Source organism: Micromonospora sp. NPDC050495, assembly GCF_040655175.1.
GTDB lineage: Bacteria > Actinomycetota > Actinomycetes > Mycobacteriales > Micromonosporaceae > Micromonospora.
In genome coordinates, this window is sequence record NZ_JBFAJK010000007.1 from 64,663 (window position 1) to 91,240 (window position 26,578).

The window sequence follows — 26,578 nt, forward strand, 5'->3', positions numbered from 1 at the left end:
GGTCCGGGGCCCCCCCCCCCGCGCGGGGCGACCCGGCTCCACCCCTCCGGGGGCGGGCCCCCCCGAAACCCTGACCACCACGGCCGCCGTCCGGCCGTCGCCCCCCGGGCCGGCCTCCGTCGGGGCGTTGTCCGTCGCGCCGGTTCCGCTGGCCGAGCGGGTACGCCTCATCGCGGTCGAGAAGGCGGCCCGGCCGGACGACCTGCCGGCGGAGATCGAGTGGATGGACGAGATCCCGCAGGGCGTCACGGGTCTGCTGGTGGCCACCGAGTGGCTGGACAACGTCCCGCTGGACCTGGCGGTGTACACCCCCGGGAGCTGGCGGTATCTGTTGGTGGACCCGACGACGGGCGAGGAGTCGACGGGTGATCAGGTGACCGCCGAGGACGCCGACTGGCTGGACCTGTGGTGGCCGTTGACCGCGAGCGACGCGACCCGCTCGACCACCGAGGGGTTCCGGGCGGCCCGACCGGCGGAGGGATCAAGCCTGACCGCCCGGAGCCGGTCGGGCTGCCCGGAACCCCCCACCCGAACCTCGGGCCGCCCGGAACTCCCCACCGGAACGTCGGGCCACCCGGAACCCCCCACCGGAACGTCGGGCCGCCCGGAACCCCTCACCGGAGCAAGGGCCGAGATCGGGAGGACCCGCGACGAGGCCTGGGCAGCGGCGGTGGCACACCTCGACCGGGGACTGGCGCTCGCGGTGGACTACGGGCACCTGCGGGCGGACCGGCCGGTCGACGGGACGTTGACCGGGTACCGGGGCGGGCGGCAGGTGCCGCCTGTGCCGGACGGGTCCTGTGACATCACCGCGCATGTGGCCATCGACTCGGTCGCCTCCGCCGGTGAGCGGGTCGCCCGGTGTGCGTACACCCTGGTGTCGCAGCGGGAGGCGCTGCGGGCGCTCGGGGCCGACGGCGGGCGACCGCCGCTGAGCCTGGCCTCCCGGGACCCGGCCGGGTACGTGCGGGCGCTGGCCGACGCGTCGGTGGTGGCCGAGCTGACCGACCCGGCCGGCCTCGGCGGGCACTGGTGGCTGCGGCAACCGGTCGGCCTCACCCACGATCCGCTCGTGGCACGATGACGGGCATGACCACGGACGCCGGCGACCTCCGCGAGCTGACCGTCGGCACCGGCGCCGGCGGCGAGCAGCTCGGCACCGACATGGTGCTGAACATCGGCCCGCAGCACCCGTCCACGCACGGCGTGCTCCGGCTCAAGCTGGTGCTCGACGGGGAACGGGTGATCTCCGCCGAGCCGATCATCGGTTACATGCACCGGGGCGCCGAGAAGCTCTTCGAGGTACGCGACTACCGGCAGATCATCGTGCTGGCCAACCGGCACGACTGGCTGTCCGCGTTCTCGAACGAGTTGGGCGTGGTGCTCGCGGTCGAGCGGCTGATGGGCATGGAGGTGCCGGAGCGCGCGGTCTGGCTGCGGATGGCGCTGGCCGAGCTGAACCGGGTGCTCAACCATCTGATGTTCCTCGGCTCGTACCCGCTGGAGATCGGTGCGATCACGCCGATGTTCTACGCGTTCCGGGAGCGGGAGACCATCCAGGCGGTCATGGAGGAGGTCTCCGGCGGCCGGATCCACTACATGTTCAACCGGGTGGGCGGGCTGAAGGAGGAGGTGCCGGCCGGCTGGACCGGGCGGGCCCGGGCGGCCATCGGCGAGGTCCGCCGCCGGATGCCCGACCTGGACCACCTGATCCGGCGCAACGAGATCTTCCTGGCCCGCACCGTCGGGGTCGGCGTGCTGTCCGCCGCCGACGCCGCCGCGTTCGGCGCCTCCGGCCCGGTCGCCCGGGCCTCCGGACTGGACCTGGACCTGCGCCGGGACGAGCCCTACCTGGCGTACGACCAGCTCGACGTGCCGGTGGTGACCAAGACCGCCGGGGACTGCCACGCCCGCTTCGAGGTGCTGCTCGACCAGGTGTACGCCTCGCTCGACCTGGCCGAGCAGTGCCTGGACCGGGTGGACCGGCTCACCGGGCCGGTGAACACCCGGCTGCCCAAGGTGGTCAAGGCACCCGAGGGGCACACCTACGCGTGGACCGAGAACCCGCTCGGCATCAACGGTTACTACCTGGTGTCGCGGGGTGAGAAGACGCCGTGGCGGCTCAAGCTGCGCACCGCCTCGTACGCGAACGTGCAGGCACTCGCCACGCTGCTGCCCGGCTGCCTGGTACCGGACCTGATCGCCATCCTGGGCTCGATGTTCTTCGTGGTCGGCGACATCGACAAGTAGGGCGCGCCCGGCCGGGGGCACTGCTCACCGGACCGCCGGGGCGCTGCTCGGCGGGCTGACGGCCGGGGCACTGCTCGCCGGACCGACGGCCGGGCGCTGCTCGGCGGGCTGACGGCCGGGGTCAGCGCCAGCGGTCGGCGCCACGGGTGCCGCCGGCGCGGGGCACCTCGTCCCGGGGTGGGTAGCCGTAGCGTTCGTCGGCGGCGTACCGGACCGGCTCGGGTTCGGCCTGACGCCACTCGGGCTGGCCGCTGCGCTGGGCCGGCGGCCGCCACTCCTCCGGTACCGGCACCCCGCTCGCCGGCAGCGCCGCCTGGCCGGCATCCGACCATCCGGACGTCGCGTCCGGATGGCCGCCGTAGCCGCCGGAGTCGCGGCGCGGCTCCCGGACGGCCGCCCACCGGTCCTCCACCCGGAACTCGGTGCCGCCCCCGTCGGCGTGCACCGCCGCCCGCCGCTCCCCGACCTGGACCTCCCGGCCGTGTGCGTCGTCGCGGACCGAGGCCCACCGGTTGCCGGCGCGCAGTTCGGACCAGTAGGCCCCGTCCGGGTCGTCATCGGCGGCCCGGCCCGACGGCTCGGGCGAGGACCAGCCGGTCCCGCCCGGCTGGCTCCACTCCGCACCCTGTCCGGCCCGGTCGCGCTCGTCCCGACCGGACGCCGTCCAGTCGCGCTCGTCCCGGCCGGACGCCGTCCAGTCCCGCTCGTCCCGGCCAGGGGCCGGCCAGTGGCGCCCGTCCTGGCCGGCGGCCGGCCGGTCGCGCCCGTCCCGGCCGGCGGCCGGCCAGTCGGGCTCGGCGCGCCCGTCGCGGGCACCCGCCCAGCCGGCCTCGTCGCGCTGGTCCGCCCAGCCCGGCTCGCCATGCTGGTCCGCCCAGCCACGGTCGTCCCAGCCGGCCTCCTCGCGCGCACCGGACGGTTCGATCTCGTTGCGCCGGCCCGCCCGGCCGGCCGGACGGTCGTCGGTCGCCGCGGTGCGGCCCGGCGCCCAGGACCGGTCGTCGTCCGGCCCGGCCGGGGCCGCCGCCCAGGAGCGCGGATCATCCTCGCCCGCCCGCGCCGCCGACCAGGACCGGTCGCCCTCCGGGCCGGGCCCGCCCGCGCCGCCCGCCCGCGCCCACGGGTGCTCCCGGACCGGGCCGCCGACGGCGCCGTCCCGCGATCCGCCCGGTCCGGCCGGGGGCCGGTCGTCCCAGGCGGTGGCCGGACCGGGCCGGTCCCGGTCGTCCCGTGCGCCGCCCTGGTCGCCCCGGGCGCGGTGGTCGCGGCCGGCGCCGGGCTCGGGCCAGGCACCGCCGGAGCCGGCCCGCTCCTCCCCGGTGTCGCGATAGCCGGACCACGGGCGTTCCTCCGACTCCGCGCCGGGAAAGCCGCGCTCCTCCGGCGCCGCGGACCAGCGGCCCGGGTAGCCGCCGTACCGGGTGCCGGAGTCGGCGCCACCGTCCACGATGGTGTGCCGGGTGGTGACGTGCACGGTCTCGGTGTGGTGCACCACGCCGACCGGGCGGGGGCCCGGCTCCGACCGGCCGTCCGGCTCCGGCGCGCGCGGCGCCCCGTACACGCCGGCCTGGGGCCGGTCGGCGCCGGCCCGGTCCCCGCCGTAACGGGTGCCGGGCTGGGCGCGCCGGGCCGGCCCGTCGTCGACCGCGGCCTGCCGCCGGCCCGCAGCGGGCTCCGGCGCGGGCTCCGGCGCCGGCTGGCCGCCGTACCCGTCGGCCGCCGGCACCCGGGCGCGACCGCCGGGCGGCTCCTCGGCGGGCGAGGCGGTGCGGCCCGGGGCGGCGGCGATCCCGGCGGCCGCCGCGTCGAGGCGGCGACGCAGGGCGTTGACCGACTCCTCGGTCCGCCGGACCTGGTCGAGCGCCTGGTTGCCCCGCTGGGCCGCGGCCACGACCTCGGCACGCAGCTCACGGCGAAGCTGTTCCAGCTCGTCGCGGAGCTCGTCGACGCCGACCGCCGCCACCCCACCGTCCGCGCGGAGCGCGATGGAGAGGCCGATCAGCACCACAGCGAGCATCGCCAGCACGGCGCCGAACCGCAGCGGACCGTTGCCGTCGGCGACGAGCAGGATCAGCGCGGCCAGGGGTGCACACCCCACCCCGACCCAGAACAGGACGGAGAGCAGCGGGGTGCGCTTCTCGGCGGGGGTAACCGGGGCTGGCATGGCTGAGCAGACTACCGAGACTTCCGCCGCTAGGGAACGCCCCGACAGGGTCGATGTGCAGGGCGGTGACCAGGCCGTCCGGCCGGGCGGCGGGTGCGGGTGGCCGGCGAAGTCCCGACCGCCCGCCGGCGGCGGTTCCGGGTCGCGGCGCAGGACGCGCCGCGACCCGGACGGTCGCCGATCAGCTGGCGGCGAGCGCGGCGTCCGAGGAGAAGACCAGACCGACGCTGGCCGCGCCGGTCTTCAGCGCGTTCTTCGTCTGCGGACCGCCCGCGTCCAGCGAGCTGAACGAGCCGGCCTTGAAGTCGTAGACCTGGACCAGGCCGGCCTGGCACTTCGGCCGCTGCGGGCACTCCGGCGGGCCGGCCAGGACGGTGGCCTGGCCGGAGCACTTGGCGGCGAGGTCGGAGAGCGTGGTCACCTGGTACTTGTCGGCGAAGGCCTGGGTGACCGCGAAGGCGTTCTGGTCCTGCGCCTGGGACGGCTGGCCGAAGGTGATGCCGACCTTGTCCCCCGCGGCCTTGAGCGCGGAGACCGTCTTGTCCAGCTCCGGCGAGGAGACCGGCTGGGCGTCCTTGCCGTTGGCCTTGGTGTTGAGGAACTCGGCCATGGTGGCCGCGTACTCCGGGACGACCTGGATCTCGCCCTTCTCCAGGGCCGGCTCGTAGAGCTCGCGGTTGCCGATCGTCTGCACCTTGACCTGGTAGCCGGCCGCGGTGAGCGTGATCTTGTAGAGCTCGGCGATGGTCTGGCTCTCACTGAAGTTGCCGGCGCCGACCGTGACCTGGCCGCCCGGCCCCTTCGCCAGGCCCTGGGTGAGGCCGTTGGCCTCGGCGAACTCCTTGGCCGCCGCCTGGGGGGTCTTGCGGTCCACGTCGACGGACTTGTTGAGCGCGATCAGCTTGGGCGTGTCCAGCGCCGCGGAGACCTTGTCCAGCGCGGCGACCAGCTGCGGCTTGGCCACGTCGACGTTGATCGCGGGAATGACGTTGTCGGTGTTCTGAAGCTTCTTGTCGTCGCTGAGCACGACCAGCTTGTCCCCGGCGACCGGGGCGCAGCCCGCCCCGGAGGCGCCCTGCTCGGGCGCGTCGGTGCCGGACGAGCCGGCGTCCCCGCAGCCGGCGAGGAGACTCGCCGCCGCGACGGCGCCGACCGCCCCGACAGCCAGGCGTGAACGTGCGCGCATCAGTAGCCCGCCTTCCGTGTCCCGGCGCGGCCCGAACGGGCCGGCCGCGTGTCCGACGGGCGATCCGGTCGGCCGCCCGCAACTCCAGCCAATATCTTCCTGATCCGACCGACAAACTCCGAGCCGGTTTCGTCACCTGATCGTCATCCGGTCCCGGTGTCGGGCCGGTCAGCCGCCCGCCATGGCGTCGGCCGCGCGCCGGCTCGCCGCCCGGCGTACCCGGCGCAGCGGACGGGGGGTCACCGCCCGCTCGACCAGCGCCAGCACCCCCTCGACGAGCAGCGCCAGCCCGGCCACCAGCAGGCCGCCGGCGATCACCTGCCCGCCGCCGGCCGCGATGTCCAGCCCGAAGCCGGCCCGGATGATCTGCCCCAGCCCGCCGCCGTTGACGAAGGAGGCCAGGGCCGCGGTGGCCACCACCTGCACCGCGGCGGTGCGGAAACCGGCCGCCAGGTACGGCACCGCGAGCGGCAGCTCCACCCGGCGCAGCAACTGCCCGCCGGAGAGCCCCATGCCCCGGGCCGCGTCCCGGGCCTCCGGGTCGGTCTGCCGCACCCCGGTGTACGCGTTCGCGAGCAGCGGCGGCACCGCGAACACCGCGAGCGCCACCACCACCGCCGGCCGCCCGAAGCCGAGGAAGGTCAGCGGCAGGATGGTCAGCAGCGCCAGGGTCGGGATCGCCAGGGTGACGTTGGACACCAGCAGCACCGCGCCCCCGCCCCGGCCGGTGTGCCCGAGCCAGAGCCCGAGCGGCCAGGCCACCAGGCAGCCCAGCAGCACCGCCAGCGCGGACAGGGTCAGGTGCTCGCCGAGCCGGTCCAGGACCCCGCCGGGATTCGTCCAGTTCAACGGGTCGTTCAGCCAGACCACGGCTTCCCGCAGGTGGTTCACCGGGCCGGCCCTCCCGACCCGACCCGGTGCCGGCGCGCGCTCACGAGGACCGTCCGCGCAGCCACGGGGTGAGCAATCGGCCCACCCCGGCCAGCACCAGGTCCAGCACCAGCGCCAACAGCACGCAGAGCACCGTGCCGGTCATGATCTCCGCCTTGTAGAAGTTGTTCTGGAAGCCGGCGAAGATGAGCTGGCCCAGGCCGCCCCGGCCGATCACCACCCCGACGGTGACGAGCGCCACCGTGGAGACGGTGGCCAGCCGCAGGCCGGTGAGGATGCCCGGCAGCGCCAGCGGCAGCTCGATCCGGAACAGGCGGGCCCAGCGGCCGTACCCCATCCCCTCGGCGGCCTCCAGCACGTCGGGCGGCACCTGGTGCAGTCCGGCCAGCGCGTTGCGGACGATGACCAGCAGCGCGTACAGCACCACGACGGTCAGCACGGTCACCGCACCGATGCCCAGGGTCGGCCCGAGGAACGCGAACAGCGCCAGGGACGGGATCGTGTACAGCACCCCGCTCACCGCCAGCACCGGCCCGGCCAGCGACCGGAACCAGTACGCGGCCACCGCGAGCGGCAGCGCCACCACGGCGGCGATCAGCACCGCCCGGACGGCCAGCCAGGTGTGCTCACGCAAGGCGGCGAGGATCGTGTCAGAGTTGTCCCGCACGTACTGCCAGGAGAACCACGGGTTACCGGGCGCGGCCCGGTAGCTCAGCTGGAGGGACACACGTGGACGTTACCCCGGGAGCCCACGCCGGACACGGCGCGGCCTCGATCAGCCTGGAGCGCATCCGCAAGCGCTACCCGGACGGCACCGAGGCGGTACGCGAGCTGAGCCTGGAGGTGAAGGCCGGCGAACTGGTCGTGCTCATCGGCCCGTCCGGCTGCGGCAAGTCCACCGTGCTCCGGATGATCAACCGGTTGATCGAGCCGACCGACGGGCGGATCCTGCTCGGCAGCGACGACGTCACCCGGGTCGACCCGGTCGCGCTGCGCCGACGCATCGGCTACGTGATCCAGAACGTCGGCCTCTTCCCGCACCAGACCGTCGCCGCCAACGTGGCGACCGTGCCCGGGCTGCTGCGCTGGTCCCGCGAGCGGACCCGGGACCGGGTGCACGAGCTGCTGGAGCTGGTCGGCCTCGACCCGGCGCAGTTCGCCCGCCGCTACCCGCACGAGCTCTCCGGTGGTCAGCGGCAGCGGGTCGGGGTGGCCCGGGCGCTCGCCGCCGACCCGGTGGTGCTGCTGATGGACGAGCCGTTCTCGGCGGTCGACCCGATCGTCCGGACCCGGCTCCAGGAGGAGTTCCTCCGCCTGCAGGCCGAGGTCCGCAAGACCATCGTGCTGGTCACCCACGACCTCGACGAGGCGGTCCGGCTGGGCGACCGGATCGCGGTGCTCTCCGAGGGCGGCCGGCTGGAGCAGTACGCCGATCCGGCCACCGTGCTCGGCTCCCCCGCCTCGCCGTTCGTCCGCGAGTTCGTCGGCGCCGACCGGGGCATCCGCCGACTCGCGGTCACCCCGCTCACCCGGGACGTGCTCGACCCGCTCCCCGCCGACGGCGGGGCCGACCTGCCGGCGGTGCCGCTGGGCGGGTCCGCGTACGACGCGCTGGGCGCGCTGCTCACCGCCGGCGTCGAGCACGCCGTGGTCACCGCCGACGGGCAACCGGTCGGGCTGGTCAGCCGGGCCCGGGTGCTGGGGCTCGGCGTGCCGGGCTGAGCGGCCCGGCGGCCCGGTCGCCCCGACCCGGCGCCGTCAGGCGCGCCCGCCGAGGCTGGCCAGGCCGATGATCCAGCCGGCGAAGAAGCCGTACGTGACCCCGGTGCCGGTGCCCTGGAACGCGGCCAGCAGCGAACCACCCGGGCCGAGTAGCGCGGAGAGCAGCGCGCTGAACCCGGCCGCCAGGACGTACGCGGCCCAGCCGGAGAGGAACTGGCTGGCCGACCCCTGCACCCTGGCCACCTGGGCGGCGGGCAGCAGGTAGAGCAGCGCCACGGTCAGGACCACCAGCAGGACGGCCCGCAGGTCGGTGGCGAGCACCGACCGGGACGAGTCGTCGGCGTGCAGCTGCCAGGCGGGCCAGGCGAGCAGTTGGAGGAACCAGCCCCCGGCCCCGTTCGGGTCGGTGTCCCGCACCCACCCGGCGTACATCGGGCTGCCGCAGACGCCGACCAGCAGCAGCGCGGCGAGGGCGCCGGTGCCGGCCGCGGTGCCGTACCGGCTGATGCTGCGGGGACGGTTGTCGAGGGCCATGGGGCGGTCAGTTCCCGGCCCGCCTCGCCGGGCAAACCTGCGCGTACGCGCGACCGCCGCCGGCCGGCGGGCGGCCATCCGCGCTCAGTGCTTCATCAGGTAGTCGATGAACGCGGCCCGCAGCAGCGGGGCGGACTCCTCGTAGCCGTGGCCGGTCAGCTCCCGCCACAGCGCGTTCGCCTCGTCGATGATCGGGCCGACCGAGTTGGGCGCTCCGTCCAGCACGGCGGCCTCGTCCGCGTTGGGCAGGTGCCGCAGCACCGACCAGAAGAACTCGACGTCCCGGCGCTCCCGGGCCAGGTGGAACGCCTGCTCCCGAAGCTCCTCGGTGGAGAGCTTGTCGAGCTCGTCGAAGGTGCGGCCGCCGGCAGAGGTCTCGCTCATGCCGCCGAGCCTAACCCGGCGAGATCACGTCCGGCCCGCCGGACGGCACCGGCGGCGGGTGGCGCCCGGCGGGGTCAGCGGTCCTCGGGCTCCCAGCGCCGCCCGGTCTCCCAGCGGGGGGTGTCCCAGGTCTCGACGCCGGTGTCGTTGGTACGCACCGGCAGCACCGACGGCCAGGTGTCGGTGGGCTCCGGCCGCGGCGTCATGGCCCAGCCGCTGCTGATCGAGCCGTCGCCGGGCGGCCCCACCTCGACCGCGGGCGGGCCGGCCGGGCGGGGCCGGCCGAGCGTCTCGACCAGGCGGGTGGCGAGCAGGCCGACGCCGAGGGTGGCCCCGCCGACGGCCCACCGGCTGACCGTCCAGCCCCGGGCCGCCGCCCAGGTCAGGAAGACCTCGACCAGCGCGACCGCGAAGAGGGTGCCGAAGATGCCGCCGCGCCGGCCGTACGCGCTGGTGCCGGCGAGCAGCGCGGCGCCGATCGCGAGCACCGACCAGTCCAGCCCGCTGCCCGGGACCACCGGGGCGGTGCTGTTGGCGGCGATGAGCACGCCGCCGAGCAGGGCCAGCACGGTCGAGCCGGTCAGCGCCAGCGCGGTCACCGTGGCGGCGGCCGCGCCGCGACGCCGGGCCGGGTCGCCGACCGGCCGGAACCGGCCGACCAGCCGGCGGACCGGTTTGATCGCGCCGAACAGCCCGCCCAGCACGGCCACCGCGGCGAAGCCGACGAAGAGGTAGAGCGCGGTCGACCGCGGGTCGTGCCCGCCCTGCACGGCCACCGGAGCGGTCCGCCGCTCGATGTACACGATCACCCCGGCCGCGCCGGCCAGGCTCGCCGCCCAGCCGGGCACGTGCAGCACCACGACCACCAGGCCCAGCGCCAGCCCGCCGAGCGCCGCGATCCCGAGGGCCGGCAGCAGCGCCTCCTGCACGCCGCGGTCGCCCTGCTCGGCGAAGTGCAGCGCGGCGGCCAGCGCGACCGGGCCGATCGCCAGGTTGACCGCGGCGGCGCGCAGGCTCAGCCCGGCGGCCAGGGCGAGCAGCCCGAGCCCGACCACGTCGACCAGCAGGGTCTTGAGCGCTCCGCCGCGCAGCGCGTCGGAGTCCTCCCGCCAGAGCAGCCAGGCGGCCGCGACCAGCGCGGCCAGCAGCAGGATCTCCCAGATCACATGGACGGCGATCCGGTCCCGGCCGGGCTCACCGTGGGACGGGTCGTCGAAGACGTTCTCCAGCACCGCCGCGGGCACGCCGGAGGCCGTCTCCGCGGGTGCGAACCGGCCCGTCTCGTCGTACCCCATGGCCCGCGCCTCCCACGTCGGCGGCCGTCCAGGTCCGACAGGGCGGACCGGCGGCGGCCGTTGCTCTCCGGTCGCCGAGGACGGTACCTGCGGGCGCGGGTGGTGGGAACCCCCTGATCAGAGGCGGCCGCGCGGAGTCTCCCGGTCGCCCGGCTCGCGGTCCTCGTCGTCCTCCTGCTCCGGCACCCGGCAGGACCGTTCCAGCCAGAGCGCCGCGGCGACCAGGGCCAGCGCGGCCAGCACCCCGGCGCCGCCGGCCGGCCGGTCGCCGACCGCGGCGTTGGTGCGCTCGATGAAGAGCCAGCCGGTCAGCCCCGCGTAGAAGCCGGCGAAGATGGCCCCGGCCAGCGCCGACGCCTTGGCCAGCACCACGAACCGGGCGACCAGCAGCGGGTTGACCGGGTCCCGGCCGGGACGGCGCTCGATCCGGCTGCGGGTGTTGACCGCCGCGTAGCCCTCCAGCACCGCGAGGCCGGCCAACGTGATCACCGGCAGCCAGGGCAGGTCGGGCGCCACCTCGTAGTAGAAGCTGCTGATCAGCAGCCAGGCCAGGGCGGCCGCGACCAGGGCGGCGACGACCAGGGTGGAGATCCGGGTGGGCCCCATCCGGAACCGGTTGGGGCCGCGCGGGGACTGCGCCGAGCTCATGCCGGCCGGCTCCACTGGGTCATGTGTCCGACTCTAACGCCAGATCGGGCCGCGGGCGCAGTTCCAGGGCGTCCCCGGCCAACGGCTCGGCGTTGAGCAGGTCGGTCAGCCAGCCGTGTCCGGGCAGCCGGCCGTGCGGCTCGATGTCGATCCACGGCCGCAGCACGAAGGCGCGCAGGTGGGCGCGGGGGTGCGGCAGGGTCAGCTCGGGGTCGTCGCGGAGCACCGGGCGGCCGCCGCCGTCCCAGACCGCGATCACGTCGACGTCGAGGGTGCGGGGCCCGTACCGCCGCTGGGGGTCGCGGGTCCGCCCGGCCGCGGCCTCGGCGGCCCGGGCCCGGTCCAGCCAGTCCCGCGGGCCGGCCGCCGGGTCCGCGACCAGCAGCGCCGCGTTCAGGTACGCGGGCTGGTCGGCGTCCCCCCACGGTGGAGTCTCGTAGACGCCGCTGACCACCAGCACCGCGTCGCCGAACGAGGCCACCGCCGCGCGGAGGTGGGCCGGCCGGTCGCCGAGGTTGCTGCCGATCGACAGCACGGCCCGGGTCACCGGGTACGCCGCAGGGTCACGGCCACGTCCCGGAAGGTGTGCGGGATCGGCGCCTCCGGCTTGTGCACGGTGACCGTCGCGGCGGCGACCAGCGGCTCGGCCAGGCAGACCGCGAGCAGCCGGTCGGCCAGCGTCTCGATCAGGTTGACCGGTTCCCCGGTGATCACGGCGACCAGCCGCTCGGCCAGCTCGCCGTAGTGCACGGTGTCGGTGACTTCGTCGGACCGGGCCGCCGGGGCGAGGTCGAGTTCGAGCACCGCGTCGACCACGAACTCCTGGCCCTGGGCGCGCTCGAAGTCGTAGACGCCGTGCCGGCCGTGCGCGCGCAGGCCGGTCAGCTCGATCCGGTCGGTCATCGGTCCCCCTCGTACCCGGCCGGCCAGAGGGTGGTCGGCACCAGGCGCGGGCGGCCGGTGGCCCGCCAGACGTCGAGCGCGTCGACGGTGCCGCGCACGTCGTGCACGCGTACCCCCCAGGCCCCGGCCGCGACGGCGAGCACGCTGGTGGCGACGGTGGCCGCCTCGCGCTCCGCGATGGGCCGGGGGGTGCCGTCCGCGTCGGCGAGCAGCCGGCCCAGGTACGACTTACGGCTGGCCCCGAAGAGCAGCGGGAAGCCCAGTTCGAGCAGTTCGGGCAGGCGGACGCTGAGCTCCCAGTTGTGTTCGGCGGTCTTGGCGAAGCCGAGTCCCGGATCGATGATGATCTTCTCGGCGGCGACCCCGGCGGCGAGCGCCTCGTCCACCCGCCGGCCCAGCTCGGCCCGGACCTCGGCCACCACGTCGGTGTAGCTGGCCAGGTCGCGCATCTCGCGGGAGTGGCCCCGCCAGTGCATGAGCACCCACGGGCAGCCGGCGTCCCGGACCACCCGGGCCATGTCGGGGTCGGCGAGCCCGCCGGAGACGTCGTTGACCACGTCGGCGCCGGCGGCGAGGGCGGCCTCGGCCACCCGGGCCCGGCTGGTGTCGATGCTGACCGGGATGCCGGCGGCGCGCAGCTCGCGGATCACCGGCAGCACCCGGGCGGTCTCGGTCCCGGCGTCGACCCGGTCGGCCCCGGGCCGGGTGGACTCGCCGCCCACGTCGACCAGGTCGGCGCCGGCCGCGCGCAGTCGCACCCCGTGTCCGACGGCGGCGTCGAGATCGGCGTACCGGCCGCCGTCGGAGAAGGAGTCGGGCGTGACGTTGAGGACGCCCATCACCACCGGGTCCTGCGCCCGCACCAGATCGGTCACGACCCGACAGTACCGGTCGCCAGCAGGGCGTCCGGCGGCCCCGCCGGTCCCGCCGGACGACACCGCTGACATGCGGATTGGAACAGGTGTACGATCGGTCGTCCGGGCCTGTTCGGGTCGAGTCTTCGCGGGTTGTCGCAAAGGTGGCCGGCCCGTACGCTTTGGAATTGCCCAGCATCGAGATGGCGAAGCATGGAGGGAGGGCCGAAACGGGAGGAAACCCTCCAAAGCTCACCACTCTCCGTGGTGGGTGACGGACGCAGCGTCGCGGACGCTGTATCCGGTGGGCACATCCCGCCCGGCCCGATCTACTGCACCACCGCGGCGTCGCCGGCCGCGACATGGGGAGGTTTCAGTGATCGCCATCGAGCTCCTGGCGACGGCGACGTCCGCCGTCGACCACGTGCTCCACCCCCTGGCGTCGACTCCACTCGCCGAGCCGGCCCCCAAGGGCATCAACACCAACGGTGTCGTCAGCTTCTTCGCCAGCAAGATCGCTCCGATCCTGCTCGCGGTCCTCGGCGTCATCTTCATCGGGCGCGCCAGCCGGGGCGAGATCTCCAAGGTGCTGACCAGCTCGGCCATCGCCATCATCGGGCTCGCCTTCATCGCCGGCGCGGCAACACTCTTCTTCGTCGGCGACTACCTGATCGACCTGATCTTCGAATAGGCGTCGGCGACCATGCGGCTGCGCACCGACGACGACATCTACCGGGCCCGGCTCGTCTATCTCGGGCCGCCCGGCTACACCCTGCCCGTCCACCTGCCGTACGCCCAGTACGGCCTGTTCATGCTGCTCGTACCCCTCTACATGTTCATCCACTGGTTGTTCACGTTGCAGGTGGAGCTCTTCCCCGCCTGGGAGATCTCGCTCGCCATCGTGACCACCTCGTTCGTCTTCCGGTACGTCGACCCGGACCGCCCGGCGCGCATGGTCATCCGCACCGCGCTGACGGACTGGCGACGCACCCGGGAGCCGGCCGCCGAGCTGCGCGACCCGCGCCTGGTGGCGAGCCGGATCAGGATCCGGGAGGAACTGGCATGACCGGGCGTACGCCGACGGCGCAGCCGAACGACGCGGGTGAGGCGGTCGCATGAGTCGCTCTTCCACGCCGGGTTCCCCGGCCGGGCGTCCGGCCGACCCCCTCAGTAACCGTGCGCGATCGTTCGACTACCCACCCGACGACGAGCTGGACGAGGTCGCCCTCGACCCGGCGCTGGTGAGCAGCCCCGGGCAGGGCCGGGTCGGCGTCTTCCAGCCGCCCCGACCGCCGGCCACCCGGTCCACCGGACCGGAGCAGCGACGGCCGGCGGCCGGCGACAGCGGCGACATCGACTCGCCCTTCCTCGACCTGTTCGGCGGGGCACAGCCCGGCGCCCGGCGACCCGCGGCCCGGCCGGCGAGCCCGCCGGCCGCCCGGCCCGCCCCGCCGGCGGCCATCGAGCCGGCTCCCGTGGTGGCGCCGCCGCGCCGCGGCGTCGGGCGGGAGGCCCTGCCCGTCCCGCACCAGCCCGCGACCCCGCCCGAGCGGATCGAGCGGGTCGAGCCCGCCGGTCCCGCCCCCGCCGCGCCGCCGGTCGCCCGGGTCCGGGAGAGCGCGCCCGGCGTCCGCCCGGTCGGTCGGGGCGCGGAGGCCGAGGTCACCCGGGCGCCGTCCCGGCCCGCCCTGCCCGAGCCGCCCGCCGGCCGGCCACCCGCCCTCGACCCGGCGCCCGCCGCCCGCACCCGGGTGCCGCAGCAGGCCGGCGAGCGGCTGCCGGCCCTCCGGCCGAACCACGAACCGGCCGGCCCGGAGCACCCCGTCGACCGGCCCGGCCGCCGGGCCGACCGGTGGGCCGGCGAGGACACCGGGCCGGCGGGGCGCGAGGTGGCCGCCCCGCCCGGCCGCGAGATGACCCCGCCGAGGCAGCGCGCCGCCGAGCGGCGCGGCAAGCCGGCCAAGCCGGTCCGGGTACGCCCGCCGAAGATCAAGTTCACCGACCGCGACCCGTCGGTGGAACTGGCGATCACCGAGATCGCCGGTCACCTGACCTTCACCCCGAACACGGTCACCGCCTGGTACTGGCTGCCCGAGGTGCGCTGGGCGTTCCGCCCCGACGCCGAGCGGGAGGCGCTGCTCTCGGCCATCTCCGAGCAGTACGCCGGCCTGGCCGGCTTCCGGCTGCACCTGCGCCGCACCACCCGGCCGTTCCCGGCCGACGAGTGGGCCCGCACCATCGACGCGCACACCGCCGCGCCGCTGCCCGACGTGCCCGGCACCGCCGGCTGGGCCGACCACCTGGTCGCCGCCCAGCGGCACCTGATGGCGGTCAACCACGCCGAGGGGCAGACCTACCTCGGCGTCACCTTCGCCCGCCGGTCGCTCGGCGACAACCTCGCCGAGCGGCTGCTGCGGACCTTCGGCCGGGGCACCGCCGACGGCGAGCGCCGCCGGCTGGGACGCACGGTCGAACAGTTCGACGAGGTCCTCGGCGCGTTCGGCATGCGCGGGCGTCGGGTCACCGCGCAGGAGCTGGAGTGGCTGCTCTACCGCTCGGTCGCGCTCTGCATGGCGCCCCCGGGCACGCTCTCGCCGGTCACCAACGGGCAGTGGGAACGCGGCGACCTGCTCGCCCTCACCGAGCAGGTCGAGCGCTACCGCACCCCGTACGGCTCCACGGTGAAGCTGGTCAACCGGATGACCGGCGAGGAGCGGCACGTGGCCGTGCTCGCGGTGGGCCGGATGGAGCCGCTGGAGATCCCCGAGCGGCACGAGCCCTGGCTGCACTTCCACGAGCGGCTGCCGTGGCCGATGGAGCTCTCCACCCGGGTGGACATCCTCGGTCCGGGCGACTCCTTCCGGAACCTGGAGCACCGGCTCCGGATGATCCGCTCGCAGCAGCTCGACTACGCCGAGCACGGCATCGACGCCCCGCCCGAGCTGGAGCGGCTGGCCAAGCGGGCGCTGGTGATCGGCGACGAGATGACCACCGGGCTGCCGGTCGACTCGGCGCGGGCACACGGCTGGCACCGGATCGCGGTCGGCGGCCGGACCCGCGAGGAGTGCCTGGAACGCGCCCGACGCCTCATCCAGCTCTACTCCCGCGAGCTGCGCATCTCGCTCCAGCACCCGAAGAACCAGGACTGGCTGGCCCGGGAGTTCATCCCCGGCGAGCCGATCGCCAACACCGGCTACGTCCGGCGGATGCCGGTCAACCTGCTCGCCGCCGCCCTGCCCCAGGCCGCCTCCACGGTCGGCGACCGGCGCGGCGACCTGATCGGCCGCACCGCCGGCACCTGCCGCCGGCCGGTCTTCCTCGACCTGCACTTCCCGATGGAGGTCCGCGAACGCTCCGGGCTGGCGGTCTTCGTGGCCGAGCCCGGTGGCGGCAAGTCGACCCTGCTCGGCGCACTGGGCTACCTGGCCGCCCGGCGCGGGGTGCAGGTGACCCTGCTCGACCCGTCCGGCCCGCTGGCCCGGCTCTGCGCCATGCCCGAGCTGGCGCCGTACTCGCGGGTGCTCAACCTGACCGGCTCCGAGCAGGGCACCCTGGCGCCGTACGCGCTGATCCCGACGCCACTGCGCAGCGAGTTCGGCAGCGGCGCGGCCGGCGACCGGGAGTTCGAGATCGCGATCTCCAACGCCCGGGCCGAGCGGCGCATGCTGGTGCAGGACATCTGCATGATGCTGGTACCCCCGCAGGTGGCCCGCGAGGCGTCCACCGCCACCCTGTTCCGGCACGCCGTACGCCAGGTCCCCGCCGAGGAGATGTCCACCCTGGACGACGTGGTCGCCTGCCTGCAGGGACTGGACGACGACGCCGGCCGGGAACTGGCCAACCTGCTGCTCGACACCGCCGAGATGCCGCTGGCCATGCTCTTCTTCGGCCGGCCGCCGGAGGGCCTGCTCGGCGCCGACGCGGCGCTCACCGTGATCACCATGGCCGGGCTGCGGCTGCCCGACCTGAAGATCGAGCGGGAGTACTGGTCGGCGGAGGAGGCGCTCGCTCTGCCGATGCTGCACACCGCGCACCGGCTCGCCGTCCGCCGCTGCTACGGCGGCTCGATGTCGTCCCGCAAGCTGGTCGGCCTGGACGAGGCGCACTTCATGGAGGGCTGGCGCTCCGGGCGGTCGTTCCTGGTCCGCCTCGCCCGCGACTCCCGCAAGTGGAACCTGGCCGCGCTCGTCGCCTCGCAGAACCCGAAGGACATCCTCGGCCTCGACGTGCAGAACCTCGTCTCCACCGTCTTCGTCGGCCGGATCGCCGAGGACACCGAGATCGCCTCCGAGGCGCTGCGGCTGCTCCGGGTGCCGGTCAACGACGGCTACGAGGCCACCCTGGCCTCGCTCTCCCAGGCCGACGCGGGCTCGGCCGCCCGGCTGGGCTTCCGCGAGTTCGTGATGCGTGACGTCGACGGACGCGTGCAGAAGGTCCGGGTCGACGTGTCATACGTCGACGGGCTGCTGGAGCACCTGGACACCACCCCCGCCGCGGTCGCCCAGGCCGCCGGGGTGCTGCCGACCGTCCTGGCCGACCTGGAGGCGTGACATGGCGAGGGCACGGATCGCGGCGCTCCTCCTCGCGCTCGGCGTACTCGCCGGGGCCACCATCTCCTGGCCCGTGGTCGGGTCGACACCCGCGTACGCCGCCACACCCGTCGCCCAGGCCCGGGCCGAGCTGTGCAGCACGAAGCAGTGGCAGGCCGACTTCCGCTCCTGCGTCGCCAAGCTGAAGGAGGTCAGCGAGGACCAGGTCGAGTGCCGCAACGCGCCGGTGCCGGGCACCCCCGACTCGGGCCTCGCCGGCTGGTTCGCGGCCCGCCCGGACTCGGCCAAGCTCCCCGGCCCCAAGGGGCTCTACAGCGACTACGGCTACGCCGGCTACAGCTACACGACGTACGACGTCGACGGCGGCTGTGCCTCGTCCGTGCTCCATCCGGACTACCGCTTCACCACCATGGTCGCCAACGGCGAGTTCATGTTCGCGACCGCGGTCATCGGGGCGTCGAACGCGCTGCGCGAGCGGGCCTGGGACCCGCGCTCGATGTGGGGCTGGGCAGATCCGCTGGTGGAGCAGGCCACCAAGGCCGTCTACCAGAAGGTGTTCAGCGTCTTCGGGATCATCACGCTCTGCGTGGTGGGGCTCTACCTGCTCTGGCGCTCGCGCCAGTCCGACATGAGCAACGCCATGACCACGGCGGGCTGGGCGCTGCTGGTGATGGTGGCGGTGACCGCGCTGGCGGCCTGGCCGGTCAAGTCGGCCAACATCGCCGACAACAGCCTGATCACCTCGCTCTCGGTCGTCCACGACGCGGTCGGCCCCGGGTCGAAGGACATCCCCCCGGATGAGTGCGTTCTCTCAAACCCAGATGCCTGCGTCGATAAACGTCCTCCGGCGGTCCGGGCCAGCGACACCGCCACCGAGACCATGCTCTACCGGAACTGGCTGCGTGGCGTGCTCGGCTCGGCCGACAGCGAGACCGCCAAGAAGTATGGCCCCGCCCTCTACGATGCAAAGTCTCTGAAGTGGGGGGAAGCGGAATCGATCCGCGCCAAGCCAGCTACTCGCGAGGTCATCATCAAGGCCAAGCAGCAGCAGTGGGCGCGGGTGGCCGAGCAGATCAAGTCGGAGGACCCGGAGGCGTACGAGTACCTCCAGGGGACCCGCGACATGGACCGGATCGGTGCCGGCTTCATCGCGGTGCTCGCCTCGGTGCTCTTCGCCATGTTCGACCTGACCGCCTCGCTGCTGGTGCTGCTCGGCTTCCTGATCTTCCGGTGGGCGGTGATCGCCGCGCCGATCCTCGGCACGGTCGGCCTGATGCGCCCGGCCAGCGCCGGCCTGCGTCGGCTGGCCAACGCGGTGGTGGCCGCCGTCTTCAACATCGCCATCTTCGGCACCGGCGCCGCCATCTACCTCTTCGCCGTCGACCTGATCATGAACACCCCCACCCTGCCCGGCTGGCTCCAGGTGGTCTTGGTCTGGCTCTGCGGCGTGGTGGGTTGGCTGCTGCTGCGGCCGTACCGACGGATCACCCAGCTCGGCGGCAAGGACAGCAGCGAGGCGGTCAGCTCGGCCGGCTCGTGGCACCGCCGATTTTTCCGCGACATCCGGGTCGCCGCGCGGCTGGACGTCGCCGAGCCGGGCGGCACCGCCGAGCCGACGCTCGGCCGGCGCCGCGGGGTGGCCACCGACCAGAGCCGCCTGCGGCCGGAGGCCCGGCACGAGGACCCGGCACACACCCGGGGCGGCGACCGCCAGCGGCCGGACGGGCGCGAGCGCGTCGACGAGGCGCCCGCGCCCGAGCGGAAGGGCGGCCCGGCGCCCCGCCCCCGCCGGGCGCCGGCCACCTGGACGGAGCCCGACGTCCCCGAGGAGGCCCCCGCCTTCGCCGTCTACCGGCCGGGCTCGACCGAGCAGGCGCCGGCCAACCGGGCGCCCCGGGTGCGCTCCGAGGCGCGGTGAGGCCGATGCGTCGCGCGCTGGAGTTCCTCTTCACCCGGGTGCTGCGGTCCCGGCTCGGCGTCGCGCTGGTGATCGCGGCGCTGATCTTCGGCGTGATCGGCGCGGCCCGGCTGGTCTCCGGCCCGGTCGACCCGGCATCCGGGCTGAGCACCCGACCGGACGAGCCGATCAGCACGGTCGACCCGGAGGCCGGCGACGACGGGGTGCTGGCCAGCCCGCCCGCGGCGGTCTCCCCGCGGACCAGCCCCGGTGAGGTCGCGCCCGCGCAGGCCGCCGGGCGGTTCACCGCCGCCTGGTTGACCGGCCCGGGCAGCGACGAGGAGCAGTGGCAGGCCCGGCTGCGGCCGCTCTCCACCCCGGCGCTGACCGAGAAGCTCTCGGGTGCCGACCCGGAGAGCGTCCCCGCCCGGCGGGTGACCGGCCAGGTGACTCTGCGCCCCCGTACCGAGTCCTTCGTGGAGGCGCTGGTCCCGCTCGACAACGGTCGGCTCCGGCTGGAACTGGTGGCCCCGGACGGCCGCTGGCTGGTGGACGCGGTCGACTGGGAGCGCCAGTGAGCGCCCCGGGGGTGGTGGCAGCCGGCCGCCGCAAACTGCGGCTCGGCGTGCTGGCCACGGCGATGACGCTGGTGCTCACCCTGCTCTGCTGCGTCGGCGGCGCCGGGGCGTTCCTCCTCACCGAGCTGGGCGACGAGGATCCGGCCCTCACCGCCGGCCTGGCCTGCGACCCGGGCCGTCGGGTCGACGTCACCGGCAAGATGCCCCGCGTCACCGAGTACGGCGAGGGCCAGGTCCGCAACGCGGCGATCATCATCAAGGTCGGCCAGGACCGCAAGATCCCGGCCCGGGGCTGGGTCATCGCGCTGGCCACCGCGATGCAGGAATCCGGGCTGCGCAACCTGGCAAACAGCAAGATTCCGGCGTCGCTCGCGCTGCCGCACGAGGGCGTCGGGTCGGACCACGACTCGCTGGGCCTGTTCCAGCAGCGGCCCGGCTGGGGCACCGTCCAGCAGCGGCTGACGCCGTCGTACGCCGCCGACAAGTTCTACGACAAGCTGCTCAAGGTGCCGAACTGGGAGCGCCGACCGCTCACCGTCGTTGCGCAGAAGGTCCAGGTCAGCGCGTTTCCGGACGCGTACGCGAAGCACGAGGACCTGGCCGGCCGGCTGGTCGACGCGCTGGCCGGCGGCGCCGCCCGGACGGTGCAGCTCGCCGGCAAGGCGGTCTGCGACGCCGCGGCCGGTGCCCGGATCGCCGCCTCCGGCTGGACCGCCCCGCTGCCCGGCGGCGTCGTCTCCGGCTTCCGCACCAGGGAGCGGCCCAGCCACAACGGCGTCGACCTGGCCGCGCAGAAGCGCACCCCGATCCATGCCGCCACGGCCGGCCGGGTGCTGGTGGCGCGGTGCGACCCGGACCATTCGGGCCGGCGGGACTGTGACCGGGACGGTTGGCCGGGCAAGGGCGGCTGCGGCTGGTTCGTGGACATCCTGCACGCCGGTGGCTACATCACCCGCTACTGCCACATGATCCAGCGACCCGCCGTGGTGCCCGGCCAGTCGGTACAGGCCGGCGATGAGATCGGCCTCTCCGGGACCAGTGGGAACTCCTCCGGCCCGCACCTGCACTTCGAGGTGCACGTGGAGAGCGACCGGTCCAACCGGGGCGCGATCAACCCGGTGCCGTTCATGCGCCAGCGCGGCGCGCCACTGGGCAGCACCGCCTGAGGTTGACCCAGGCATGAGCAACCCGCTGCCCGACCCGTTCGCGGACCAGCCCGACTGGGCGCCGCGGCCACCCCGACCCGTCGAGATCGTCCCGGCCGCCGGCCGGATCGACCTGCGCGGCCGGCGGGTGCTGGTCGGCCTGCCCGGCCTCGGCTGGCGCGGCGACCTGCGCGCCGACGAGCGGGTGGTCCAGGGCAGCCGGACGTACGTGCCGATCATCCCCGAGCACGAGTGGTACCGCGCCGAGTCCGAGCAGATCGAGGTCTTCGCGCCGCTGGTGCCGGTGGAGCGGGTCTGGGTGGAGACCATCGGCGAACGGCAGTCGGCGGCCGGGCCGTCGGTGGCCGACATGCGACTGGTCTCGCTGGACGCGCCCGTGCGCCGGCCACCCGCGCCCGTCTTCGAGGCGGACGCGGTGACCGGCCGCCGGGTGGTGCACGTGACCGGCGCTACCGAGCACCGGGATCTGCGCGCGGTGACCGAGACCTACTCGGGCGCCGACGGGGACATCTGCGTGCGGGTGGCACCGGAGCTGGAGTGGTACCGGTGGGCATGGCGCGGGCAGGCACCCTCCACGCTGGAAGTGCCGGTGCATCTACTCTGGCTCGAATAATTCGCCTCAGACGGCGGGCTGGGCGGAGCAGACCCCCCACCCATCGCTCCGTTTCGTTTCGAATCGCCAACTCTGCCGATCACTCTGCGAGATTTCATTTCGAAACACCGAGATGATCAGATCGACCCGAACCGTGGCGCGGTCGCCCTGCTGCTGTACCGTCATGCCCTCCCAGCTCACGGAGATCGTCGTTTGGAAGCGCTTTTCCCGAGCCACGAGGTCCTCGCGAAGGAGGCTCAGTTCGCTCAGGTCGGTACCACTCTGACAGGTGTACTCCTCGGCCTTCGGGTCGTTGCGATCGTCCAGAAATGCCTGAATGTAGTTGGCCACTACGACTTCGGGGCTACTCCGGTCCGGGGCGGTCGCGCGGTCGTACAGGATGAAACCCGCCACCGCGCCCGTGCCGCAGAGCAGGGCCAGCACCCCGGCGACGATGGCGAGCGCGGTCCGCAGCCGCCGTCGCGGGCGCACCGGCGCCGGAGCGGGCGCGGGGGGCGCCGACTGCTCGGGCGGGGTCCGCTGCGCCGGTACCCGGGAGACCTGGGAACCGGCGGGGGGCTGCACTGATTCCACCTCCTGAGGCTATCGGCTAGGCGGCGCGTACCCAATGCCTCGGATCTGGCGGATCGTGGCGAACCGCCGGCGCGGCGGCCAAACCGACGCGGTCCTCGCGGTTGCCGGTCACGGGGGGCGCGGGCGCGGGCCAGGACGTGGTCCCCCAAACGGCCGCGAGTTCGACGCCGGCAGGGCGCGGTGGGGAGGCGGGTGGCGAGGTGGCGAGGCGGGCCGGCGAGGCGGGGTGGCGGGCGCACCGGTCCGGCGCGCGAAACGGCGGGTTGGCGGGTACCGGGTGAGGCTGCCCACCCGCGGGGTAAAGACCGGGCGCAGCGCCGATCGACATCCCCGGGGACGGACCCCGGCTGGGATACCGTCACAGCTCGGGAGGAGTGGTCGGCCTCGGGAGAGGGGTGGACGCGATGGCGAGTCCGAAGGCGCGTGCCGCCAGGGCCGCCGTCCTGCACCGGCGGGCGGAGGCCGCCGCGACGGCCGCGGCCGCCATCCTCGACGAGATCCGCCCTGCGCCCGCCGACCATCACCGGCAGTACGAGCTGGCAGAGCGGCTCCGCGCCGCGGCCGCACGTGCCGCCCCGGGCTGGGCGGGTGACCCGCTGGAGCGCCTCATCGTGGCCACGCCACCGGGGGACGGGCCGCCGCCCCTGGTCCGGGTGGGCACCGCCGCGCCGCTGGACGATGCCCGGTTCCCCGCGCTGGTGCCGTTGCTCGGCAGTGGACACCTGGCGGTCGACGCCGACGCGGCGGATCCTCGGGTGGCCGGCCTGCTGCGGGCGCTGCTGCTGCGGCTCTTCGCCGCGACTCCGGCCGGCGCGCTGCTGGCCCGGTCGGTCGACGGCACGGCGGCCACCTTCACCGGGTTCGCGGCGCTCGCCGACGCCGGTCTCCTGCCGCCGCCCGCGACGGATCTGGCCGGGTTCCGGGCGGTCCTGGCCGAGGCCGAGCAGTGGGTGGCCGCCGGTACGGCTCGACAGCGCGGGCACGACCGTACGCTGCTGCTGGTGGTGGCCGCTCTGCCGGACGGCGCCGCCCCCTCGGACCTCGCCCGGATCGAGGAGTTGGCCGCCCGGGGGCACCGGGCCGGGCTGCACCTGGTGGTGGCCGGTTGGTCGGCCCCGTCCCCGCTGCCCCAGGCCACCATGATCGCGGTGCGGACCGCGTACGCGCTGGTCGGTGACCCGCCGGGGGCCGCGTACGGCGGTCCGGGGGCGGAGCCGCCCGGCGGGTTGAACGCCCCGGTCTTCCTGGCCGAGGACCCGCCCGAGGAGCTGGTCAGCGGGGTCTGCCGCCGGTTGGCCCAGCAGATCGAGGACGGCTCCCGGCTGGCCCTCACCGATCTGCTGCCGGCCGACGAGCTGTGGTCGGCGGGTTCGGTCGACGGGCTCTCCACCATGGTCGGTGACGCGGCGGGCCGGCCGGTCAGCCTCGGCTTCACCGAGTTGACCCCGCACTGGCTGGTCAGCGGCCGGTCGGCGGCCGGCCGGTCGGCGTTCCTCACCAACGCGCTGTTCGGCCTGGCCGCCCGCTACGGGCCGGACGAGCTGGTGCTCTACCTCGCCGATCTGGCCGAGGGCGAGTCCTTCGTGGAGTTCCTGCAGACCGAGCGGGACCGCTCCTGGGTCCCGCAGGTCCGGGCCGCCGGGATGGCGGTCGACCGGGAGTACGTGGCGGAGCTGCTGGCCGAGCTGGAGGCGGAGCTGCGCCGGCGGGAGGACGCGGGTCGGCGGGCCGGCGGCCAGCGGTACGCGGAGCTGCGCGAGCACCAGCCGCTGCCCCGGATCGTCTGCGTGATCGACAGCTTCCCGCTGCTGCTGGGTGAGCGGGACCGGCTCGCCACCGAGCTGCTGAGCCGGTTGGACGCGCTGGCCCGCGCCGGCCGGGCGTACGGGATCCATCTGGTCCTGGCCGGCGAGGGTGACCTGGGCGTCGGGGGTCCGCGTGATCCGCTGCTCGGCCAGTTCCCGGTCCGGGTGGCGCTGCCCGGCGGGTCGGCGGTGCTGGAGCCGACGAACGACGCCGCGGCCGGGTTGCCGGTGGGCAGCGCGGTGGTGAACACGGCCGGCGGCCTGGGCGGCCCGCGCGGCGCGACCCGGGGTCACGAACGGATGATCCGCTTCCCGGACCCGCACGCGGTTCCGGAGGTCCTCGCCGAGCTGCGGCACCGGCTCTGGTCGGCCCGCCCGGCGGACGCCGCCCCGCCGGTGGTCTTCGCCGGGTACGCCCGGCCGCTGCTCGCGAACGACCCGCGGCACCGGGCCGCGCTGGCCGGGCGGGCGCACACCCCGGCGGCGCTGCTCGGCCGGGCGGTGGACGTGCACCGCAGCACGGTGGCCGTGCCGCTCGGGCCGGCCGCCGGCCGGAACCTGGCCGTGCTGGGGCGGGACGAGGAGGCGGAGCGGCTGCTGGTCACCGCGGTCCGTAGCGCGGCCGTGCAGCCCGGCCCGGCGCGGTTCGTGCTGGCGCCGCTGGCGAACGGGTCGGCCGAGCCGGCCGCGGCGCTCGCCGCCAAGCTGGCCGAGCGGCACGTGGTGCGGACCGTGGACGTGGCCGGACTGCGGGCGGCGGTCGAGGCGGGCGAACCCGGCTACCTGGTGGTTTTCGGGCTGGACGTGCCGGACGCCCGTGAGCTGCCGCCCGAGCTGTTGCGCACGCTGCTGCTTGAGGGGCCGCCGGCCGGGCGGCATCTGCTCGGCTGGTGGCGGTCGGTGGCACCGCTGGCCGGGCTGGTCGGCCCGGAGGGGGAGGTCGACAAGCTCACCGCCGTGGTGGTGACGGATGTGCCGGGTGGCCGGTTGGAGCAGCTCTTCGACCGGCCGGTGGCGTGGCGGCCCCGGCCGGGCCGGGCGATGCTCTGGGACGGCCCGGGCGAGCAGGGAACGGTTCTGGTGCCGTTCGGGGAGGAGCCGGCGTGACCGAGACCGGTACGGCCGTCCCGGCGTCCCGCCCGGCGGGGCCGGCGACGGCGGCCGACCCGGCCGGGGCGGCCTGGGCGGACTACATGGCGGCGGCCCGGCAGCTGGACGGGGTACGCCGGGCCGCGGCGACCGCCGCCGGCGAGCAGGCCCGGTCGGTGGCCGCCGCCCGCGAGGAGCTGATCGCGGTACGCGAGCGGCTGGCGCCGCAGCAGTCGCGGTTGCGGGAGTTGGGCGTGGCGGCGCTGTCGCTGGTGCCGACCCCGCCGGAGGTCACCGAGTCGGCGCGGGCGATGGCGGGCGGGCCGGCGGCGGTGCTGGCCGCCCTGCGGGCCGCCCGGGGCTGGGCGGAGGCGGCCGACGACACGCTCGCGGCGCGCGGCCTGCCCCGGCTGGCCCGCTGGCCGGCGCGCCCGCGCAACCTGCTGGTGTACGGGCCGCTGGCGCTGCTGGTCCCGCTGGTGCAGCTGGTGCTCTTCCTGGCCACCGGCACCGGACCGGTGAGCATCCTGGCGCTGGTGGTCGGGCTGCCGATGCCGGCGGTGGCGTTCATGGCGGGCTGGCTGGCGGTGGGGCGGCTGTTCCGGCCCCGGCCGACCGACCGGGTGGACCGGACGCCGCGGTTCGGCGCGCTGGTCTGCCTGGTCCCGGCGGTGCTGGCCACGGCCGGGCTGCTGCTGGCGATGCTGGCCGGCGGCTGACGTCGGGTGCCCGGCGCGGCGGCCCGGTCGAGCGGGCCCGCGATCAGGGCGGTGAGCCGGCCGCTCAGCGGTGGAGGATCAGGGACATCGCCTCGGCGCGGGACTTGGCGTCCCGCTGGAGGCTGCCCCGCACCGCCGAGGTGATGGTCTTCGCGCCGGACTTCTGGATGCCGCGCATGGCCATGCACATGTGCTCGCACTCGAGCACCACGATGACGCCGCGCGGCTCCAGCTTGGTCATCAGCAGGTCGGCGATCTGCGAGGTGAGCCGCTCCTGCACCTGGGGCCGGCGGGCGAAGACCTCGACCAGCCGGGCCAGCTTGGACAGGCCGGTGATCCGCCCGTCCGGCCCGGGGATGTAGCCGATGTGCGCGCTGCCCCGGAACGGCAGCAGGTGGTGCTCGCAGAGGCTCATCACGTCGATGTCCCGGACCAGCACGAGTTCCTCGTGGTTGGCCTCGAAGGTGGTGCTGAGCACCTGCGCCGGGTCGACCCGCAGCCCGGCGAAGAGTTCGGCGTACGCGCGGGCGACCCGGGCCGGGGTCTGCTGGAGACCGTCCCGGTCCGGGTTCTCGCCGACGGCGATCAGGATCTCCCGGACCGCCTTCTCGATCCGGGCGAGGTCGACCGTCTCCTCCACCGGGCGTCCGGTCAGCTTGCCGCTGATCAGGCGGGCGGCGACGAAGTCGAGCCCGTCGCCGTCGTCGGGCTCGGTCGCGGAGACGGCCAGCTCCCGGTAAGGGGAGCTGGCCGTCGG

General features: G+C 75.2%; 25 protein-coding genes. 12 read left to right on the forward strand and 13 right to left on the reverse strand.

Annotated elements, in window-relative coordinates; translation table 11 throughout:
- Nucleotides 1-127: 127 nt before the first annotated feature.
- Together AB0I11_RS10655 and AB0I11_RS10660 are read left to right on the forward strand one after the other, a co-directional pair.
- Complete coding sequence (locus tag AB0I11_RS10655) at nt 128-1,084, forward strand: SAM-dependent methyltransferase (RefSeq protein WP_357316811.1); 957 nt, start codon at nt 128-130, stop codon at nt 1,082-1,084.
- Complete coding sequence (locus tag AB0I11_RS10660) at nt 1,081-2,250, forward strand: NADH-quinone oxidoreductase subunit D (RefSeq protein WP_357316813.1); 1,170 nt, start codon at nt 1,081-1,083, stop codon at nt 2,248-2,250. Before AB0I11_RS10655 ends, AB0I11_RS10660 begins: the two co-directional genes overlap by 4 nt.
- A gap of 121 nt (nt 2,251-2,371) precedes the next feature.
- Here AB0I11_RS10660 and AB0I11_RS10665 read toward each other — a convergent pair whose 3' ends face one another.
- From AB0I11_RS10665 to AB0I11_RS10680, 4 genes are all read right to left on the reverse strand, one after another.
- Nucleotides 2,372-4,414: a hypothetical protein gene (locus AB0I11_RS10665; protein ID WP_357316818.1), complete on the reverse strand. Its 2,043-nt coding sequence runs from the start codon at nt 4,412-4,414 to the stop codon at nt 2,372-2,374.
- A gap of 181 nt (nt 4,415-4,595) precedes the next feature.
- Nucleotides 4,596-5,600 carry a glycine betaine ABC transporter substrate-binding protein gene (locus AB0I11_RS10670; protein WP_357316820.1) on the reverse strand — a complete coding sequence of 335 codons (1,005 nt, stop codon included), beginning with the start codon at nt 5,598-5,600 and terminating at the stop codon, nt 4,596-4,598.
- A gap of 168 nt (nt 5,601-5,768) precedes the next feature.
- A complete protein-coding gene (locus AB0I11_RS10675) occupies nt 5,769-6,491 on the reverse strand; it encodes an ABC transporter permease subunit (RefSeq protein ID WP_357316823.1) in 723 nt (240 codons plus the stop codon).
- A 40-nt stretch (nt 6,492-6,531) separates the two neighbouring features.
- Nucleotides 6,532-7,218 (reverse strand): ABC transporter permease, encoded by a 687-nt coding sequence (locus tag AB0I11_RS10680; RefSeq protein WP_357316827.1) that lies wholly within the window; start codon nt 7,216-7,218, stop codon nt 6,532-6,534.
- Nucleotides 7,219-7,220: 2 nt separating this feature from the next.
- On the opposite strand from AB0I11_RS10680, the gene AB0I11_RS10685 reads away from it, so the two are divergent.
- Nucleotides 7,221-8,213: an ATP-binding cassette domain-containing protein gene (locus tag AB0I11_RS10685; RefSeq protein ID WP_357316830.1), complete on the forward strand. Its 993-nt coding sequence runs from the start codon at nt 7,221-7,223 to the stop codon at nt 8,211-8,213.
- 36 nt (nt 8,214-8,249) lie between these two features.
- Here AB0I11_RS10685 and AB0I11_RS10690 read toward each other — a convergent pair whose 3' ends face one another.
- From AB0I11_RS10690 to folP, 7 genes are all read right to left on the reverse strand, one after another.
- Nucleotides 8,250-8,747 carry a hypothetical protein gene (locus tag AB0I11_RS10690; protein WP_357316833.1) on the reverse strand — a complete coding sequence of 166 codons (498 nt, stop codon included), beginning with the start codon at nt 8,745-8,747 and terminating at the stop codon, nt 8,250-8,252.
- Nucleotides 8,748-8,831: 84 nt separating this feature from the next.
- Complete coding sequence (locus tag AB0I11_RS10695) at nt 8,832-9,131, reverse strand: hypothetical protein (protein ID WP_046568396.1); 300 nt, start codon at nt 9,129-9,131, stop codon at nt 8,832-8,834.
- Between the two features lie 74 nt (nt 9,132-9,205).
- Nucleotides 9,206-10,426 (reverse strand): ABC transporter permease, encoded by a 1,221-nt coding sequence (locus tag AB0I11_RS10700; RefSeq protein WP_357316839.1) that lies wholly within the window; start codon nt 10,424-10,426, stop codon nt 9,206-9,208.
- A 117-nt stretch (nt 10,427-10,543) separates the two neighbouring features.
- Nucleotides 10,544-11,074, reverse strand: a complete 531-nt coding sequence (locus AB0I11_RS10705) for a DUF3180 domain-containing protein (protein WP_357316842.1) — start codon at nt 11,072-11,074, stop codon at nt 10,544-10,546.
- Nucleotides 11,075-11,093: 19 nt separating this feature from the next.
- Entirely contained in the window at nt 11,094-11,621 is a 528-nt protein-coding gene (folK, locus tag AB0I11_RS10710) for a 2-amino-4-hydroxy-6-hydroxymethyldihydropteridine diphosphokinase (protein WP_357316845.1), read from the reverse strand.
- Nucleotides 11,618-11,977, reverse strand: coding sequence for a dihydroneopterin aldolase (gene folB, locus AB0I11_RS10715; protein WP_357316847.1), 360 nt, complete (start codon nt 11,975-11,977; stop codon nt 11,618-11,620). The genes folK and folB overlap by 4 nt, the downstream gene beginning before the upstream one ends.
- Nucleotides 11,974-12,852, reverse strand: coding sequence for a dihydropteroate synthase (gene folP, locus AB0I11_RS10720; protein WP_357316850.1), 879 nt, complete (start codon nt 12,850-12,852; stop codon nt 11,974-11,976). Before folP ends, folB begins: the two co-directional genes overlap by 4 nt.
- 355 nt (nt 12,853-13,207) lie before the next feature.
- On the opposite strand from folP, the gene AB0I11_RS10725 reads away from it, so the two are divergent.
- The 7 genes from AB0I11_RS10725 (at nt 13,208) to AB0I11_RS10755 (ending at nt 21,635) form a co-directional block, all read left to right on the forward strand.
- Nucleotides 13,208-13,522, forward strand: coding sequence for a hypothetical protein (locus AB0I11_RS10725; protein ID WP_046568403.1), 315 nt, complete (start codon nt 13,208-13,210; stop codon nt 13,520-13,522).
- 12 nt (nt 13,523-13,534) lie between these two features.
- A complete protein-coding gene (locus tag AB0I11_RS10730; protein WP_046568405.1) occupies nt 13,535-13,897 on the forward strand; it encodes a hypothetical protein in 363 nt (120 codons plus the stop codon).
- Between the two features lie 49 nt (nt 13,898-13,946).
- Nucleotides 13,947-17,381, forward strand: a complete 3,435-nt coding sequence (locus AB0I11_RS10735) for an ATP-binding protein (protein WP_357316854.1) — start codon at nt 13,947-13,949, stop codon at nt 17,379-17,381.
- A gap of 1 nt (nt 17,382) precedes the next feature.
- On the forward strand, nt 17,383-19,299 hold the full coding sequence (locus AB0I11_RS10740) for an MFS transporter (protein WP_357316857.1): 1,917 nt from the start codon (nt 17,383-17,385) through the stop codon (nt 19,297-19,299).
- On the forward strand, nt 19,296-19,856 hold the full coding sequence (locus AB0I11_RS10745; protein WP_357316860.1) for a hypothetical protein: 561 nt from the start codon (nt 19,296-19,298) through the stop codon (nt 19,854-19,856). Before AB0I11_RS10740 ends, AB0I11_RS10745 begins: the two co-directional genes overlap by 4 nt.
- Before the next feature lie 62 nt (nt 19,857-19,918).
- The gene (locus tag AB0I11_RS10750) at nt 19,919-21,022 is read left to right on the forward strand and encodes a M23 family metallopeptidase (RefSeq protein WP_357317132.1); all 1,104 of its coding nucleotides are present in this window, start codon (nt 19,919-19,921) and stop codon (nt 21,020-21,022) included.
- Nucleotides 21,023-21,035: 13 nt separating this feature from the next.
- Complete coding sequence (locus tag AB0I11_RS10755; protein ID WP_357316863.1) at nt 21,036-21,635, forward strand: hypothetical protein; 600 nt, start codon at nt 21,036-21,038, stop codon at nt 21,633-21,635.
- 6 nt (nt 21,636-21,641) lie between these two features.
- Here AB0I11_RS10755 and AB0I11_RS10760 read toward each other — a convergent pair whose 3' ends face one another.
- Nucleotides 21,642-22,199, reverse strand: coding sequence for a hypothetical protein (locus AB0I11_RS10760; RefSeq protein ID WP_357317134.1), 558 nt, complete (start codon nt 22,197-22,199; stop codon nt 21,642-21,644).
- Between the two features lie 404 nt (nt 22,200-22,603).
- Here AB0I11_RS10760 and AB0I11_RS10765 point away from each other — a divergent pair, with 404 nt between their 5' ends.
- Together AB0I11_RS10765 and AB0I11_RS10770 are read left to right on the forward strand one after the other, a co-directional pair.
- Nucleotides 22,604-25,120 (forward strand): FtsK/SpoIIIE domain-containing protein, encoded by a 2,517-nt coding sequence (locus AB0I11_RS10765; RefSeq protein ID WP_357316866.1) that lies wholly within the window; start codon nt 22,604-22,606, stop codon nt 25,118-25,120.
- Nucleotides 25,117-25,821, forward strand: a complete 705-nt coding sequence (locus AB0I11_RS10770) for a hypothetical protein (protein WP_357316870.1) — start codon at nt 25,117-25,119, stop codon at nt 25,819-25,821. Before AB0I11_RS10765 ends, AB0I11_RS10770 begins: the two co-directional genes overlap by 4 nt.
- Nucleotides 25,822-25,885: 64 nt before the next feature.
- On the opposite strand, the gene folE is transcribed toward AB0I11_RS10770, so the two are convergent.
- Nucleotides 25,886-26,551 (reverse strand): GTP cyclohydrolase I FolE, encoded by a 666-nt coding sequence (gene folE / locus AB0I11_RS10775; RefSeq protein WP_046564183.1) that lies wholly within the window; start codon nt 26,549-26,551, stop codon nt 25,886-25,888.
- Nucleotides 26,552-26,578 lie beyond the last annotated feature (27 nt).

Bases quoted from the DNA above. Each gene is read 5' to 3' on its own strand.
- AB0I11_RS10660 (WP_357316813.1), top strand. From the start codon at position 1,081: ATGACGGGCATGACCACGGACGCCGGCGACCTCCGCGAGCTGACCGTC.
- AB0I11_RS10665 (WP_357316818.1), bottom strand. From the start codon at position 4,414: ATGCCAGCCCCGGTTACCCCCGCCGAGAAGCGCACCCCGCTGCTCTCC.
- AB0I11_RS10670 (WP_357316820.1), bottom strand. From the start codon at position 5,600: ATGCGCGCACGTTCACGCCTGGCTGTCGGGGCGGTCGGCGCCGTCGCG.
- AB0I11_RS10690 (WP_357316833.1), bottom strand. From the start codon at position 8,747: ATGGCCCTCGACAACCGTCCCCGCAGCATCAGCCGGTACGGCACCGCG.
- AB0I11_RS10695 (WP_046568396.1), bottom strand. From the start codon at position 9,131: ATGAGCGAGACCTCTGCCGGCGGCCGCACCTTCGACGAGCTCGACAAG.
- AB0I11_RS10700 (WP_357316839.1), bottom strand. From the start codon at position 10,426: ATGGGGTACGACGAGACGGGCCGGTTCGCACCCGCGGAGACGGCCTCC.
- AB0I11_RS10705 (WP_357316842.1), bottom strand. From the start codon at position 11,074: ATGAGCTCGGCGCAGTCCCCGCGCGGCCCCAACCGGTTCCGGATGGGG.
- folB (WP_357316847.1), bottom strand. From the start codon at position 11,977: ATGACCGACCGGATCGAGCTGACCGGCCTGCGCGCGCACGGCCGGCAC.
- AB0I11_RS10730 (WP_046568405.1), top strand. From the start codon at position 13,535: ATGCGGCTGCGCACCGACGACGACATCTACCGGGCCCGGCTCGTCTAT.
- AB0I11_RS10735 (WP_357316854.1), top strand. From the start codon at position 13,947: ATGAGTCGCTCTTCCACGCCGGGTTCCCCGGCCGGGCGTCCGGCCGAC.
- AB0I11_RS10740 (WP_357316857.1), top strand. From the start codon at position 17,383: ATGGCGAGGGCACGGATCGCGGCGCTCCTCCTCGCGCTCGGCGTACTC.
- AB0I11_RS10750 (WP_357317132.1), top strand. From the start codon at position 19,919: ATGACGCTGGTGCTCACCCTGCTCTGCTGCGTCGGCGGCGCCGGGGCG.
- AB0I11_RS10755 (WP_357316863.1), top strand. From the start codon at position 21,036: ATGAGCAACCCGCTGCCCGACCCGTTCGCGGACCAGCCCGACTGGGCG.